The sequence below is a fragment of the Stenotrophomonas sp. 05N423 genome, assembly GCF_056397145.1.
This window is the reverse complement of record NZ_JBFTMV010000007.1, coordinates 1-14,512: the sequence shown is the minus strand read 5'-3', so window position 1 is coordinate 14,512 and position 14,512 is coordinate 1. Positions and strand designations below refer to the sequence as shown.

At 67.1% G+C, this 14,512-nt stretch carries 12 protein-coding genes, 1 tRNA gene, 1 pseudogene and 1 riboswitch; of the genes and pseudogenes, 8 read left to right on the top strand and 6 right to left on the bottom strand.

The features are described 5' to 3' along the window. Nucleotides 1–197: 197 nt before the first annotated feature. Nucleotides 198–435: riboswitch (cobalamin riboswitch) on the bottom strand. Nucleotides 436–505: 70 nt separating this feature from the next. After that, nucleotides 506–838, bottom strand: coding sequence for an SMR family transporter (locus AC1DGW_RS11895; protein WP_478023136.1), 333 nt, complete (start codon nucleotides 836–838; stop codon nucleotides 506–508). A gap of 194 nt (nucleotides 839–1,032) precedes the next feature. Here AC1DGW_RS11895 and dusA point away from each other — a divergent pair, with 194 nt between their 5' ends. The 4 genes from dusA (at nucleotide 1,033) to AC1DGW_RS11875 (ending at nucleotide 4,811) form a co-directional block, all read left to right on the top strand. Next, complete coding sequence (dusA, locus tag AC1DGW_RS11890; protein ID WP_478023134.1) at nucleotides 1,033–2,040, top strand: tRNA dihydrouridine(20/20a) synthase DusA; 1,008 nt, start codon at nucleotides 1,033–1,035, stop codon at nucleotides 2,038–2,040. 187 nt (nucleotides 2,041–2,227) lie between these two features. Further along, nucleotides 2,228–2,608: a PepSY domain-containing protein gene (locus AC1DGW_RS11885; RefSeq protein WP_478023131.1), complete on the top strand. Its 381-nt coding sequence runs from the start codon at nucleotides 2,228–2,230 to the stop codon at nucleotides 2,606–2,608. Between the two features lie 70 nt (nucleotides 2,609–2,678). Then, a complete protein-coding gene (locus tag AC1DGW_RS11880; protein ID WP_004136763.1) occupies nucleotides 2,679–3,362 on the top strand; it encodes a response regulator transcription factor in 684 nt (227 codons plus the stop codon). 21 nt (nucleotides 3,363–3,383) lie between these two features. Continuing rightward, complete coding sequence (locus AC1DGW_RS11875) at nucleotides 3,384–4,811, top strand: ATP-binding protein (protein WP_055766785.1); 1,428 nt, start codon at nucleotides 3,384–3,386, stop codon at nucleotides 4,809–4,811. Nucleotides 4,812–4,899: 88 nt separating this feature from the next. Here the strand turns inward: AC1DGW_RS11875 and AC1DGW_RS11870 are convergent, their stop codons facing one another. Together AC1DGW_RS11870 and AC1DGW_RS11865 are read right to left on the bottom strand one after the other, a co-directional pair. Then, nucleotides 4,900–5,703 (bottom strand): M90 family metallopeptidase, encoded by an 804-nt coding sequence (locus AC1DGW_RS11870; protein ID WP_478023128.1) that lies wholly within the window; start codon nucleotides 5,701–5,703, stop codon nucleotides 4,900–4,902. Continuing rightward, a complete protein-coding gene (locus tag AC1DGW_RS11865) occupies nucleotides 5,670–5,957 on the bottom strand; it encodes a hypothetical protein (RefSeq protein ID WP_478023126.1) in 288 nt (95 codons plus the stop codon). Before AC1DGW_RS11865 ends, AC1DGW_RS11870 begins: the two co-directional genes overlap by 34 nt. A 128-nt stretch (nucleotides 5,958–6,085) precedes the next feature. Here AC1DGW_RS11865 and birA point away from each other — a divergent pair, with 128 nt between their 5' ends. From birA to AC1DGW_RS11845, 4 genes are all read left to right on the top strand, one after another. Further along, nucleotides 6,086–7,051 (top strand): bifunctional biotin--[acetyl-CoA-carboxylase] ligase/biotin operon repressor BirA, encoded by a 966-nt coding sequence (gene birA / locus AC1DGW_RS11860; RefSeq protein ID WP_478023124.1) that lies wholly within the window; start codon nucleotides 6,086–6,088, stop codon nucleotides 7,049–7,051. Beyond that, entirely contained in the window at nucleotides 7,048–7,785 is a 738-nt protein-coding gene (locus AC1DGW_RS11855) for a type III pantothenate kinase (RefSeq protein WP_478023121.1), read from the top strand. Before birA ends, AC1DGW_RS11855 begins: the two co-directional genes overlap by 4 nt. Before the next feature lie 9 nt (nucleotides 7,786–7,794). Next, nucleotides 7,795–8,559: an SPOR domain-containing protein gene (locus AC1DGW_RS11850; RefSeq protein WP_478023119.1), complete on the top strand. Its 765-nt coding sequence runs from the start codon at nucleotides 7,795–7,797 to the stop codon at nucleotides 8,557–8,559. A 42-nt stretch (nucleotides 8,560–8,601) separates the two neighbouring features. Next, nucleotides 8,602–8,677 (top strand) — tRNA-Thr (locus AC1DGW_RS11845). Nucleotides 8,678–8,743: 66 nt separating this feature from the next. Here the strand turns inward: AC1DGW_RS11845 and AC1DGW_RS11840 are convergent. The 3 genes and pseudogenes from AC1DGW_RS11840 to AC1DGW_RS11830 form a co-directional block, all read right to left on the bottom strand. After that, nucleotides 8,744–11,665 carry a bifunctional diguanylate cyclase/phosphodiesterase gene (locus AC1DGW_RS11840; RefSeq protein WP_478023117.1) on the bottom strand — a complete coding sequence of 974 codons (2,922 nt, stop codon included), beginning with the start codon at nucleotides 11,663–11,665 and terminating at the stop codon, nucleotides 8,744–8,746. 60 nt (nucleotides 11,666–11,725) lie between these two features. Continuing rightward, nucleotides 11,726–14,071, bottom strand: a complete 2,346-nt coding sequence (locus AC1DGW_RS11835; protein ID WP_478023115.1) for a methyl-accepting chemotaxis protein — start codon at nucleotides 14,069–14,071, stop codon at nucleotides 11,726–11,728. 69 nt (nucleotides 14,072–14,140) lie between these two features. Then, nucleotides 14,141–14,512, bottom strand: a pseudogene (locus AC1DGW_RS11830) (methyl-accepting chemotaxis protein); the annotation flags it as partial.

Below are 14,512 nucleotides of genomic sequence, written 5' to 3'. Positions count from 1 at the left end.
ATTGCTTGGGCATTGAGGAACGAAGGAACCGCGCGATGTCGTGCTGATCCCTGTCGGATCGGCCAGCCACCCCGCCAGCGACCTTCGCCCCCGCGGGCGAACCGGGCTCCAGGGCAAAGGCAGGCGGCGCCGCCGCACGGACGTGCGGACGGTTCCGGCCGCCTCCCCGCGGAGACGCCAGGTCGAAACAGGAGGCGACGTGCCTCCCGGCCCAGGCCGGTATTCGGGCTGATGGACATGGACGCGGTTGCGTCCGCCTAGTGGCCGTCGCTTCCCGGGCCTTGGCCCAGTGCTCGATGACGGCGGTCGTTTCCATTCACCGCTGCGGGGCAGCTCCGGAATGGCGGGCCTTGCGGGCGCGCTTCACCGGATTCCCGTTTAATTCCATCCCTTCATCCGAATAAAGCGATGGATACCTTCGGCGCGCACACGATAGGCAGGCGCGCGGCGGCGGTCAAGCGCCGCCGCGGCATGGATCCAGAAAGCGCAAGGAGGACGCCGTGGCTCAGTGCGCGGTCGTGCGCGAGAACACATTGATCACCACCACGCCGGCGCAGATCAGCGCGATGCCGACCAGCGCCGGCAGGTCGAGCTTCTGCCGGAACACGACCAGACCGATCAGCGAGATCAGCACGATGCCCACCCCGGACCAGATCGCGTAGGCGATGCCGGTCGGCACCGACTTCATCACCATCGACAGCAGCCAGAAGCACAGGCCATAGCCGGCCAGTGCGCCCAGCGTCGGCCACAGACGGCTCATGCCGTCGGAGGCCTTGAGCAGGGAGGTGGCGACGACTTCCAGGACGATGGCGCAGGCAAGCAGGAGGTAGGCGTTCATGGGCGTATTCTCGCCCGGCCTGGCGGCGTGCGCCTTGCCGCATCCATCCGCAGCGCCCGCCCCGCGCCGGCGTCGCCCGGTCATGGCCGGCCCCGGGGAGCGGCCCCGTTCAGGCGCTTCGTTTACCCTTGGCATCCCTGCGCAGCCGCCACAGGCCGCAGGTGAAGCCGACGCCACACCCGGAAGAATCCGTTTTGCAGCCGAACCACGATCCGCGCTATGCCGCCTCCCTGCGCCTGTCCGTCGCGCCGATGATGGACTGGACGGACACCCATTGCCGGGCGTTCCACCGGATCCTTGCGCCCGGCGCACGGCTCTATACCGAGATGGTGCACGCCAATGCGGTGATCCATGGCGACCGCCAGCGGCTGCTCGATTTCGACGCTGGCGAGCATCCGCTCGCGCTGCAGCTCGGCGGCAGCGATCCGGCACTGCTGGCGCAGGCCGCGCGCATTGCCGCCGACTGGGGCTATGACGAGGTCAACCTCAACTGCGGTTGCCCCTCAGACCGCGTGCTGGCCGGCCGTTTCGGCGCCTGCCTGATGCGCGAGCCGGAACTGGTGGGCGAGTGCGTGGCGGCGATGACCGCGGTGGTGGATATCCCGGTCACAGTGAAGTGCCGGCTGGGCGTGGACGAGGACAACGACTACGGCGCCTTCGCCGCTTTCGTGGACCGCCAGGTGCAGGCCGGTGCGGCCATGGTCGTCGTGCACGCGCGCAATGCGTGGCTGAAGGGCCTGTCGCCCAAGGAGAACCGCGAGATCCCGCCGCTGCGCTACGACTGGGCCTGGCGGCTCAAGGCCGAACGCCCGGCCCTGCCGGTGGTGCTCAACGGCGGCCTGGCCACGGTCGAGGCGGCGCAGGCGCAGCTGGCGCACGTGGACGGGGTGATGCTGGGCCGGGCGGCCTACCACGACCCGTATGTCCTGCATCTGCTCGAAGCGGCGCAGACCGGCGCACCGCTTCGCAGCCGCGAGGACCTGCTCGAGCAGATGCGCCCCTACGTCGAGTCCCGGCTGCAGGGCGGACTGGCGCTCAAACACATCACCCGCCACCTGCTCGGGCTGTACCACGGCCAGCCGGGTGGCCGCGCCTTCCGCAAGGTGCTCAGCGAGGGCGCCCATCGGCCCGGAGCCGACTGGTCGCTGGTCGAGCAGGCCGTGCAGGTCACCCGCGAGCAGGCGGCGCGGGTGGCGGCCTGAGGCCTCGGTACGTATTCATTTTGCTCATATAGCTGAACGAAGCGGGCGGCGGGCGGGGAGAGTTCAGATCGGATTCACCCCTAAAAATCAAGAATTTGCCTCGATTTCGTGAGTCTCGTGAAAATTCCCGTGGACCCTTGTTTCACGGATTTTGAACGATCCGCCGCAGTCCGATAGGATCACCCCCATGCTTCCGGTTCCGCGTCACATTCTTGTCCTCGCCGCCGCTGCCGCCTTCGCGGCCGGCACGCCGATGGCGAAGGCCTGGGCGCAGGATGGTCGGCAGGACAGCCGGCAGGAGCAGATGCGCGGTGGCGAGCGGGAAACGCGTCCGCGCATGCGCGACAACGCCGGCTCGCTGTCCGATGCCGTGCGGCGCGTCCAGCGCGAGACCGGCGGCCGCATCCTCGGCGCCGAGCGCGTGCCTTACGACGGCCGCGACATCAACCGGGTCAAGTACATGGACGACCGCGGCCGGGTGCGCTACATGGACGACGCGCCGCCGTCGCCACGGGCGCCCCGGGGGCCGCGCCAGGTCGAGCAGCCACCACGCGGCGATAACTCCTGAACAGCGATAGTTGTCCCGCAATCCGCTTACACATGCCGGTGACCGCCGGCCAAGCAACTAGGGAGAGTTCATGCGTATCCTTCTGGTCGAAGACGAAGCCCCGCTGCGCGAGACCCTGGCAGCCCGGCTGAAGCGCGAAGGCTTTGCCGTCGATGCCGCGCAGGACGGCGAGGAAGGTCTGTACATGGGCCGCGAGGTGCCGTTCGATGTCGGCATCATCGATCTGGGCCTGCCCAAGATGTCGGGCATGGAACTGATCAAGGCGCTGCGCGACGAAGGCAAGAAGTTCCCGGTGCTTATCCTGACCGCGCGTTCGAGCTGGCAGGACAAGGTCGAGGGCCTGAAGCAGGGCGCCGACGACTACCTGGTCAAGCCGTTCCATGTCGAAGAGCTGCTGGCCCGCGTCAACGCGCTGCTGCGCCGCGCCGCCGGCTGGTCCAAGCCGACGCTGGAGTGCGGACCGGTCGCGCTGGACCTGGCCGCGCAGACGGTCAGCGTGGCCGGCAGCAATGTCGACCTGACCAGCTACGAGTACAAGGTGCTCGAGTACCTGATGATGCATGCCGGCGAACTGGTCTCCAAGGCCGACCTGACCGAGCACATCTACCAGCAGGACTTCGACCGCGATTCCAATGTGCTGGAAGTGTTCATCGGCCGCCTGCGCAAGAAGCTGGACCCGGACGGCGAGCTCAAGCCGATCGAGACCGTGCGCGGACGCGGTTACCGCTTCGCCATTCCGCGCAACGAGGGCTGATCCGCCGCGCGCGGTACGGGCATGATCTACGGCCGTCTGTGGTTTTTCCGGCGCTGGCGGCCGCGTTCGTTGCAGGCGCGCCAGCTGCTGGCCGCCTCGGTGGGCCTGGTGGCCTTCCTCGCCCTGGCCGGCTACGCGCTGGACGCCGCTTTCGCCGGTACCGCCCGCGCCAATCTCTCCGAGCGGCTGAAGAATTACGCCACCTCCTACGCGGCCGGCATCGATTTCACCCGCGACCGCTCGCTCTACATCCGCGAACAGCCGCCGGATCCGCGCTTCGACGTGCCCGGCAGCGGCCTGTACCTGCAGGTGGTGATGCCGGGCCATTCCGGCAACTCCATGTCCGCCGAGGGGCCGATCCTGCCCGACGTCAGCGCGCGCATGCTCGAGCCGCGCGAGGAAACCTTCGAGGGTCCGCTGCCGATCACCCAGATCGACGGGACGCCCGGCGAGGTCTACCGCTACGGCATGGGCCTGGTATGGGGCGGCGACGGCACGCCCGAGACCGAATTCCCTTACACCATCTACGTGCTCGAGGATTCGCGCGCGCTGGGCAAGCAGCTGCGCGTGTTCCGCAGCGCGGTGTGGTTCTGGCTGGGCGTCACCGGCCTGATCCTGTTGCTGCTGCAGACCCTGGTGCTGCAGTGGAGCCTGCGCCCGCTCAAGCGCGTGATCAACGAGCTGACCCGCGTGCAGCGCGGCGAGCGCGAGCGCATGAGCGAGATGCACCCGCGCGAGCTGGAACCGCTGACCGACAGCATCAATGCCTTCATCGAGAGCGAACGCGAGAACCTCGAGCGACAGCGCAATACCCTGGCCGATCTCGCGCACAGCCTGAAGACGCCGATCGCGGTGCTGCGCACGCAGCTGGACAGCGGTGCCGGCGACGGCGCGCTGCGCGAGGAACTGGACGTGCAGCTGCAGCGCATGAACAACCTGGTTTCCTATCAGCTGGCGCGCGCGGCTTCGTCCGGCCACAAGCTGTTCTCCGCACCGGTGCCGATCGAGGCCACTGCCGAAGACATCGTGCCGGGGCTGGAGAAGATCTACGCCAGCAAGGGCGTGCTGTGCGAGTTCGAACTGGAGCCGGGCGTCAACTTCTACGGCGAGCCGGGCGACCTGCAGGAGCTGATGGGGAACCTGCTGGAAAACGCCTTCAAATGGGCCAGGCGCCGCGTGCTGTTGACCGCGCGCTCGATTCCCTGCGCACCGGGGCGGCGCGCAGGTCTGGTGCTGGCGGTGGACGACGACGGCCCCGGCATCGCCGAGGAAAACATCGCAAAGGTGCTGCAGCGTGGCGTGCGTGGCGACGAGCGCGTGCAGGGCCATGGCATCGGCCTGTCGATCGTGCAGGACCTGATCAAGGACTATCGCGGGGAACTGCAGGTCAAGCGGTCGCCGGAACTGGGCGGCGCGCGTTTTGAAGTGACCTTGCCGCCGGGGTTGTGATCCGGCGACCGGCCGAAAGCCCGCAGGAGCGGCTTCAGCCACCAATGGGTTCTGCCGCCAATGCCGCCGTTCGCGACTGAAGCCGCTCCTACGGGCGTTCTGGCGGCCGCGCGGCGAACGGCGAAGGCCCGTAGAAACGGCGCAGGTGTGCGGCCACCTCCGGCATTTCCCGTTCCAGCAGCTGCGGGGCGGAGAAGTGGTATTCGGTGGTAACGGCGAAGAACTCCTCCGGTGCTTCGGCCGCGTAGGGATCGATCGCCGTGTCGCGGCCGGCGTCCACCTGCGTGCAGAAGGCGTCGTAGCTGCGCTGGAAATCGCCGGCCCATTGCCGTTGCCAGTCGCGCGGCAGCGGCGGCGTGCCGTCGAGCGCGCCGTCCAGTACATCGATCTTGTGCGCCATTTCGTGCACGGCCACGCAGAACCCCGACTGCGGGTCGGCGATGTCGGCCTGCACATCGGCCCACGACAGCAGCAGCGGGCCGCTGTCCCAGGCCTCGCCGATCAGCTCGTCGTCCCATTCGTGCAGTACGCCGGCAGCGTCCATGTGGTTGCGGCGCACCCGGAACGCATCCGGATAAACCACCAGTTCGGACCAGCCATGCAGGCCTTCCAGCCCGAATTCCAGCAGCGGCAGGCAGCACAGCGCGGCCAGCAGCAGGCGCTGGCCTTCGTCCAGTTCCAGCCCGGCCACCGGGGTGATGGTCTTGCGTTGCAGGAAATGCGCCGCCAGCCCGCGCAGCCGTTCCTGGCGGGCGGCGTCCAGGGCGTGCAGCCACGGGCATGCTTGGCAGGTGTCCTGCCAGAGCGCTTCTTCCACGGAAGGGGGTTTGCGCCGCCAGCGGCGCAGCAACGACTGGATCAGCGGAACATACCGGGCAGGAGCCGGTGCCACTTCGGTGCGCGCAGCCGCGGAATGATCTCCTCGTCGCCGCCGCCGCCGGCCTGTTGCGGCGCCGGTATGGCGTGCTTGGGCTGGGACGGGGGAGCGGCGTTGGCCAGGTTCACCGACGCGGCGGGAACCGCCACGCGTTCCACTTCGCCCGGCGCATAGGTGCAGCCATTGCGGGCCGGGGTGTCGATAGCCTCCGCGGCATGCGCGGCCACGGGGGCCAGCAGCAGGATCAGGCAATGGGCGGTACGGCGCATCGTCGACATCCGGGGGCGGTTGAGCTCCCGATTCTAGCCTGCTTTTCCAGCGGGACAGGAAGGGCCCATGGGCGGCCCGGGCGCCTTCACGCATAATCGGCCGATCTGTTGCGATCAGAAGATTCGTCGTGGACGACCGTGAATTGCTGGCCAAGCTGGGCGAGGGCGCCTTTTCCGGCGACGCCCTGGCGCGTGGACTTGGCCAGACCCGGGCCGCCATCTGGAAGCGGATCCAGGGGTTGCGGGCGGCCGGCGTGGCCATCGAGGGCCGTGCAGGCGATGGCTACCGGCTGGCCCAGCCGCTGGAACTACTGGATCGTGCCCGCATCCTGGGGCAGCTGGTGCCCGATGTGGCGGCTTCGCTCGCGGCGCTGGAAATCGGCTGGACGGTCGGCTCGACCAACAGCGAATTGCTGCGGCGCAGCGCGCCTTTGCGCGGCGTCGACGTCCTGCTGGCCGAGCGCCAGACCGGCGGCCGCGGCCGCCGCGGCAGGCAATGGGCCTCGCCGCTGGCCGCCAACATCTATCTGTCCGTGTCGCGGGCCTTTGCCGGCGGCCTGTCGCGCATGGGCGGGCTGAGCCTGGCCGCGGGCGTGGCGGTAGGCGAAGCGCTGCATGCGCTGGGCTTCGCAGAGGCGGGGCTGAAATGGCCCAACGACGTGCTGGTCGACGGCCGCAAGCTGGGCGGCCTGCTGGTGGAAGGTGGCGGCGAGTTCGCCGGCCCCGCGCGCGCGGTGATCGGGCTCGGCTTGAACGTGCGCATGCCCGTCGGCATTGCCGCCGACATCACCCAGCCCTGGATGGATCTGGACACGCTGGCCGGTGCACCGGTATCCCGCAACCAGGTGGTTGCCACGCTGCTGTCGCATCTGCTGCCGGCATTGGACCAGTTCGAGCAGCAGGGACTGGCGCCGTTCCTGCCACGCTACGCGGCGATGGACGTGCTGGCCGGCCGGCTGGTGCGCGTGGAGGAAGCGGGTGCCCTGCATGAAGGCACCGCGCTTGGCCTGGCTGAGGATGGCGCGTTGCGCATCGCCATCGACGGCGGCGAACGCCATTTCCATGCCGGAGAAGTCAGCGTGAGGGTGCAATGAGCGACTGGCTGTTCGACCTGGGCAATTCGCGTTTCAAGTTCGCGCCGCTCGAAGGTACCGCCGCCGGCAGCGTGCAGGCGTGGGCGCATGGTGCCGAGGCCATGACCGCGACCGCCCTGGAAGCCTTGCCGCGCGGCGATACCGCCTGGGTGGCCAGCGTCGCGGCGCCGGCATTGACCACGACGGTGATGGAACTGCTGCATGCCCGCTTCGCGCGCGTGCAGGTGGCGCGGACCCTGCCGGCATGCGCGGGCGTCACCATCGCCTATGCACGACCGGAGAAACTGGGTGTCGACCGCTTCCTGGCCCTGCTCGCCGCGGCCGCCGCGCAACGGCCGGTGCTGGTGGTCGGCGTGGGCACGGCGCTGACCATCGACCTGATGGATGCCGATGGCCGGCATCTCGGCGGGCGCATCGGCGCCTCGCCCACGGTCATGCGCGAGGCCCTGCATGCGCGCGCGGCGCAGCTGCCGGCCAGCGGCGGCGACTATGCAGAGTTCGCCAACGACACCGCCGACGCGCTGGCGTCGGGGTGCGACGGCGCGGCGGTGGCGCTGGTCGAACGCAGCCTGCGGCATGGCGCCGAACGGCTCGGCACCGTGCCGGTGCTGGTGATGCATGGTGGTGGCGCGGTTCCCCTGTTGCCGCTGCTGCCGGACGCGGAGCACCGACCGGCCCTGGTGCTGGATGGGCTGGCCCGCTGGGCCGTGCACCAGAAGGCGCCGGGACGCTAGGATCGCACCATGCTGATTCGCTTCCTGATCGTCGCACTGGCCATCCTCAACCTCGGCGTCGCGTTGTGGTGGATGGTGCCGCGCGCGACACCGGCAACGGCACCCGTGGCTACCGAAGCCGGTGTGGCCACGCTGGAGCTTGTTCCCATGGACGCCGTGGAAACGTCTTCTCCAGCCATACCGGAATCGCCGCCCACAGCGCCTGCGACCCCCGCAAGCGGCCTGGCCAACGCGCCGGCGGAAGCGGACAAGCCTGCGGCCACGCCCTCTACCGCAACGGCGGAACCCAGCGCGGCACCGTCGCCCCGTCCGGAGCGGTGTTCCAGTTTCGGGCCGTTCGAGAGCAGGGACCGGGCGCTGGCGGCCGCAGCCACGCTGGGAGCGGATCTGGTGCGCTCGCATCCGCGCGAGGTGCAGCCAAAGGCGGCGACCAGCTACCGCGTCCTCATTCCGCCGGCAGCCAGCCGCGAGGAAGCACAGGCCACGGTCAAGCGCATCGCGGACGCCGGCATCAGCGACTACTTCATCATCGCCCAGGGCGACGACGCCAACGCGGTGGCACTGGGCCAGTACCGCAACCGCGAGGGCGCCGAGCGGCGCCTTGCCGCGCTGGCAACAGCCGGTTTCCCGGCGCGGATCGTCGGCAATGGCGCGGAGGCCGCCGCCAGCTGGTGGCTGGACGCGGCCTATGTCGATACCGCCAGCGCAGAGGACCTGCACAAGCGCAGTGGCGCCACCCAGCGGCAATCGCTCGACTGCGCCCGCCTGCGCTAGAATGCAGCCCCGACGCATCGCTGATGCGCCGCGCGAACCATCGCCGCTTTAGCTCAGTCGGTAGAGCAACTGTCTTGTAAACAGTAGGTCATCCGTTCGATTCGGATAAGCGGCACCATCGCCTGATCCAAAAGCGTTCCCGGCAAGTTCATCGGGTGGCTGCCGGTTGCCGCCCCCGTCTCGCTCAATGGATTTCGGCCGGCTTGCCGAACAGGTAGCCCTGGTACTTCTGGCAGCCGTAGCTGAGCAGCCGGGCGTGTTGTGCTTCGGTCTCCACGCCTTCGGCTACGACCTCCACTCCCATCGATGTCGCCAGCGCCAGGATCATCTTGACGATGGCCATGTCGTCCGTGTTGTTCTGGATGTCCCGTACGAACGATCGGTCGATCTTGAGCTGCTCCACCGGAAGTTGCCTGAGATAGCTCAGCGAGGAGTACCCGGTGCCGAAGTCGTCAAGCGAGAAGCGCACTCCGCGCTTGCGCAGCAGTTGCATCTTCCCGATCACGGCGTCCAGGTTGGTGTGCAGCATGCTTTCAGTCAGTTCCAGACGCAGGCTGCGCGGATTGGCTCCGGTACGTTCAAGCACGGTCTCCACGCTGGAGACGAAGTCGGGGTCGTGGAGCTGGCGTGCACTGACGTTCACCGAAATGCTCCATTGCGAGCGGACCGGGTCGTCCGCCCAGTCCTTGATCTGCAGGCAGGCGGTCACCAGCACCCAGATGCCGAGCGGCAGGATCACGTTGATCTGCTCGGCCAATGGAATGAAGACGTCCGGCGGCACCATGCCCAGGTTGGGGTGTTGCCAGCGCAGCAGTGCCTCGTGACCGGTCACGCGCATCTCCACGTCAACGATGGGTTGGTAGTGAAGGCGTAGCTGCTCGTCCTCGATGGCGCGGCGGAGATCGCGCAGCAGGCTGATGCGGTTTGCCATCTCGGCCTGCAGGCGCGCGTCGAAGAACTGCAGAGTGTTGCGGCCGCTTTCCTTGGCCTTGTAGAGCGCCTGGTCGGCGCGCTGGATCAGCTCGCTGGCATCGTAGTCGCTATGGATCATGGTGATGCCGATGCTGGCGGTGACGTTCAACACCGTGTTCCCCAGCCGATAGGGACCGGCCAGGGTATTGCGTATGCGCTCGCTGATGTCCGCAGCACGCGCGATGGCATCCTTCGACGTGGGACCCAGGTTATGGAACAGCACGCAGAACTCATCGCCTCCCAGTCGCACGATGACGTCGTCGGGCCGGGCCGCTTCCTTCAAGCGGGTGGCTACCTGCTGCAGCAGGCTGTCACCCTGCGGGTGGCCCTGGGTGTCGTTGATCTCCTTGAAGTGATCCAGGTCGATCATCGCCAGTGCGCCGAAGCTGTGCACCTGCTGTGCCCGCTCGGCAGCGAGAGTGAGCTGCTCCATCATCAGCCGCCGGTTGCCCAGTCCGGTCAGGGCGTCGTGGTAGGCCAGCCGCCGGGCCTCTTTCTCGGCCAGCTTGCGCTGGGTGATGTCCGCGCGGATGGCGATGTACTGCGCCGGCCGCCCGTTCTCGCCCAGCAATGGCACGATCGTGGTCTGTACCCAGTAGAACGAGCCGTCCTTGGCACGGTTGCAGACATCCCCGTTCCATACTCTGCCGCGGCCGATCGTGGCCCACATCTCCTTGAAGAACGTCTTGGGATGCCGCCCGGAGTTGATGATGCGATGATTGCTGCCAATCAGCTCCTGCCGCGAATACTGCGAGATCTGGCAGAACTTGTCGTTGACCCGGGTGATGACCCCCTTGTGATCGGTCATCGCGACGATCGCATGCGCGTCCAGCGCGGCACGCAGCTCGCTGGTCTCGCGCACGGCCAGGTCCAGCTGCTGCTGGGCGCGGGTGCGCTCGGTGGTGTCCTGGAAGAGGGCCAGAACGCCTCTTGTCGCATTGTTGCCGTCGCGGTCGGGAACGGCGATGAAGCTGTGGTGCAGCTGTTCTCCTGCGGCCGAGACCAGGTCATAGTCCTGCTCCGTCCGTTCGCCGCCCAAGGCGCCCAGCAGGCCAGGAATGATTTTCGCCGCAACCTCCGCCGGCAAGACCTCGCTGATATGCCTTCCCTGGATGCTCTCCAATGGATGGCCCAGGCTCCGTTCGACCGTCGGGCTGGCAAAGCACAGGCGCAGGTGGTCATCGAGCTGCATCAGCCCGATGGGCATGTTGCTCACCAGTGAACGGTACTCCGCTTCCTTCCTGGCCAGACACCGGCGCGATGCCACCATTTCCTCGTAGGGCAGGCGCATCGAAGCGAGGTAGATGCCCCGGAAAACACATAGATAAGCCAGCACCTTGTAGACATGCCCCAGCAGCACGCCTGCCTCGGTCGGGGTGCTCCAGCGGATGAAGCCCAGCTCGCCGATTCCCAGGATGAAGCTGGCCTTGGCGAGGGCGGTGAACAGCGGACGCTCGGTCGTCGCCCGCGCCATCCAGGCCGCCATCAGCAGATAGCCGGCGCATAACGCCAGGCCGAGGCGGGCATTCACCGGCATGCCTCCCAGCCCTTCGATGAACAATGCCGATTGCCAATGCCTGGCCTGAGGTTCCAGCAATGCCATCAGCAGGCTCACGACGATGCCAAGCAGAAGCCACAGGCCGTGCGGGCCCCTCAGCACCAGCCCGCTGAGCAGCAACACGAAGCCGATCAACTCCGCGATGCGTCCGGACAGCCAGAAGAAGATCGCCTTGGACATGCCGTTGGGCGAGAGCAGGGACGGCATGCCGCTATAGGAAAGCGCATGCAGGAAGTCCAGCGTCGCTACTGTTGTAAACACCAGAATCAGGCTGTTGGCCAGTGGCGGTCGGTGCGTGTCGAGCGTCTGGAAGGACGCGATGACCACCAGCAGCGATACCACTATCGAGAACATCTCCAGTGCGAAGTGGAGCGCCGGCAGCGTGCTGGCGTGCGGACCGAGCAGGTCGACACGCGGTCCGTACAGGGTGACCAGCATTGGCAGCACCAGAAGCGCCCCAACGAGGGGCAGGCCCCGCCAGGATTGTGCAGCCGGAAGATTCCCGCTCCCCTGTTGTATGCCCGGCCGGGGCATCTTGCTTTGAAGTCGCATTTTCATCGGACGTTGCATGTTCATCGACGGAGGGCTCACTTCCGGATTGGGAGTGGCTGGAGTGGCACTCTCCCGAGCGGGGATCTAGAACTCCTGCCATTCGTTACTGTTGGCAGTGGTGGACGCCGACGGGGTTGGGCGTGCGCGGGATGATGCTGGCGGTTGCGGCACGGCCTTGAGTATCGGCCGTGTGGTCGGTGCCGCCTGGGCGGAGGTGGTGCGGAACATTGCTACCGCGGAGGCCAGTTCGTTGGCCTGCTCCTCCATCGAACGGGCGGCGGCGGTGGCTTCCTCCACCAGCGCGGCATTCTGCTGGGTGGCTTCGTCCATCTGCACCACGGTCTGGTTGACCTGCTCGATGCCCGCGCTCTGCTCCTGCGAAGCGGCGGAGATCTCGGCCATTATGTCGGTCACGCGCTGCACCGAGCTGACGATCTCGCCCATGGTGGAGCCGGCCTGGTGCACCAGCGCAGAGCCTTCGGACACCTTGCCGACCGAATCCCCGATCAGGTCCTTGATCTCCTTGGCAGCACCGGCCGAGCGCTGGGCGAGGGTACGCACTTCCGAGGCGACCACAGCGAAGCCGCGGCCCTGCTCGCCGGCGCGTGCGGCTTCCACTGCCGCGTTCAGGGCCAGGATGTTGGTCTGGAAGGCGATGCCGTCGATGACGCTGATGATGTCGGCGATCTTCTTCGACGAGGCTTCGATGGCCGACATGGTGGTGACCACTTTGCCGACGATGTCGCCGCCCTGGGAGGCCACGCCGTGCGCGCCCTGGGCCAGCTGGTTGGCCTGGCGGGCGTGCTCGGCGTTCTGGCGCACGGTGGAGGTCAGCTCCTCCATCGAGGCGGCGGTTTCCTCCAGGTTGGCGGCCTGCTGCTCGGTGCGGCGCGACAGGTCGTTGTTGCCGGTGGCGATTTCCGCCGCCGCGCGTTGGATGCTGGACGCCGCAGTCTGGATGCGGTCGATGATGCCGGTGAGCTGGATGACGGTGGCGTTGGTGTCGTCGCGCATGTCGGCGAACGTGCCGCGGTAGTCGCCCTCCATCTGCACGGTGAGGTCACCCTGCGAGAGCGCGCGAAGCACGCTGGAGACCTGCTCGACGCTGCTGCCGATGGCCGCCAACAGGCCATTGAGCTGCTCGGAGATCTGCAGCAGGAAGCCACTCTTGTCTTCCAGCCGGATACGGCCGGACAGGTCGCCGCGCGAGGCGGCGACGATGATGTCGCTGACTTCCTTCTCCACCTGCACCTCGAGGGTACGGTCGTCCCACTCGACCACGTAGCCGATGCGCTTGCCGTCGGCATCGGCCACCGGATTGATGATCTGCCGCATCACGTGGCCGCCGACGCTGATCTGCGCGCGGTGGGTGCCGCGCAGTTCGCCCAGCAGCTTGCGCTGGTGCGGCGGATGCTTGTGGAAGATGTCGATGTTGCTGCCGATCAGCGTCTTCATATCGAAGTTCGGCAGGTCGCGGCGCATGTCCTGTTCGGCCTTGCCCAGCATCTCCATCAGCGGACGGTTGGTGTAGATGATGTTGAGGTCGGCGTCGGCGATCATCACGCTGGTGGTGACGTCGTCCAGCGCGGTGCGGATGCGTAGATTGGCTGCGGACTGCTGTTTTATCTGCTGTATTTCATAACCCTGCCGCACCTGCATGGCCTTGATCGACCGTGCGAGGTTGCTGATCTCGCCGTCGCCGAGGATATCGATCGAGGCGGTGTAGTTGCCTTCGGAAATGGAGCGCACCGAGCTGGTGAGCGTGGTCAGCCGTCGGCTGCGTCGGTGTGTTTCCCGAATAAGCGTGTAGCCCAGCACGCCAGCGAGCAGGCCGCAGGGGAGCGCCAACCAGGTGCTCCCCTGCGCCAGGCAGAATCCAAGCATTCCCACTGCCGCCAGTGCAAGCAGCTGCATCGCGACCTGGACGTGGTTGCGCCGGAGCAGCAGGTTGAACTGACGAACAAGGCGTGGCATCCACGTGGCTTTGACCACTCTGCCGTGGGAAATGGTAAGGCCCGGTTCGCCATTCCGGATCCTGGCGTAGGCGGCTTCGGCTTCCTGGATTGCCTGTCGTGTCGCCTTCCGGCGCACTGACATGTAGCCGATCAGCCTGCCGTCTTCATAGCGCGGGGAGAAGTGCGCCTGGACCCAGTAGTGGTCGCCGTTCTTGCAGCGGTTCTTGACCATACCGACCCAGGGGCGCTCGGCTTTCAGGTCTTTCCAGAGATCCGAAAACGCCAGTTCCGGCATGTCCGGGTGACGGACGATGTTATGGGCCTTGTTCACCAGCTCTTCGGTGGTGAAACCACTGATGTCAAGGAAGTCCTGATTGATTTCCTCGATGACACCTTTGATATCCGTCTTCGAAACGATGGTGCAGCCATCGCCAAGAACGATCTCATTCCCGGTTACTGGAAGATTCCTGCGCATACGCCTATCCGCTCGATCAAGGGGAATGAAGCAGGCCCGCGAGCGCGGGCCTGTTGGTGGAGAGTGGTGTCAGAACTCCTGCCACTCTTCGGCATGTGTGGCCATCGCCGACTTCATGGGGCGCGGGGCGGGGGCCAGCTTCGGCGCCGGGGCACGGGGCGCTGCCACGGGGCGGGAGAGAGGGCGGTTGGCCGGCCGGCTATTGGCGTTGGCGCTGCCGGTTCCCGTACGGAACACCGATACCGCCTCGGCCAGCTGGGTGGCCTGTTCCTCCATCGCGCGTGCGGCGGCGGTGGCTTCCTCCACCAGTGCGGCGTTCTGCTGGGTGGCTTCGTCCATCTGCACCACGGTCTGGTTGACCTGCTCGATGCCGGCGCTCTGTTCCTGCGAGGCGGACGAGATCTCGGCCATGATGTCGGTCACGCGCTGCACCGAGCTGAC

Excerpts from the sequence above, each read along its gene's own strand:
- AC1DGW_RS11895 (WP_478023136.1), bottom strand. The coding sequence starts at position 838 with ATGAACGCCTACCTCCTGCTTGCCTGCGCCATCGTCCTGGAAGTCGTC.
- AC1DGW_RS11885 (WP_478023131.1), top strand. The coding sequence starts at position 2,228 with ATGCTTCCGGTTCCGCGTCACATTCTTGTCCTCGCCGCCGCTGCCGCC.
- AC1DGW_RS11880 (WP_004136763.1), top strand. The coding sequence starts at position 2,679 with ATGCGTATCCTTCTGGTCGAAGACGAAGCCCCGCTGCGCGAGACCCTG.
- AC1DGW_RS11875 (WP_055766785.1), top strand. The coding sequence starts at position 3,384 with ATGATCTACGGCCGTCTGTGGTTTTTCCGGCGCTGGCGGCCGCGTTCG.
- AC1DGW_RS11865 (WP_478023126.1), bottom strand. The coding sequence starts at position 5,957 with ATGCGCCGTACCGCCCATTGCCTGATCCTGCTGCTGGCCCCCGTGGCC.
- AC1DGW_RS11855 (WP_478023121.1), top strand. The coding sequence starts at position 7,048 with ATGAGCGACTGGCTGTTCGACCTGGGCAATTCGCGTTTCAAGTTCGCG.
- AC1DGW_RS11850 (WP_478023119.1), top strand. The coding sequence starts at position 7,795 with ATGCTGATTCGCTTCCTGATCGTCGCACTGGCCATCCTCAACCTCGGC.
- AC1DGW_RS11840 (WP_478023117.1), bottom strand. The coding sequence starts at position 11,665 with ATGAACATGCAACGTCCGATGAAAATGCGACTTCAAAGCAAGATGCCC.
- AC1DGW_RS11835 (WP_478023115.1), bottom strand. The coding sequence starts at position 14,071 with ATGCGCAGGAATCTTCCAGTAACCGGGAATGAGATCGTTCTTGGCGAT.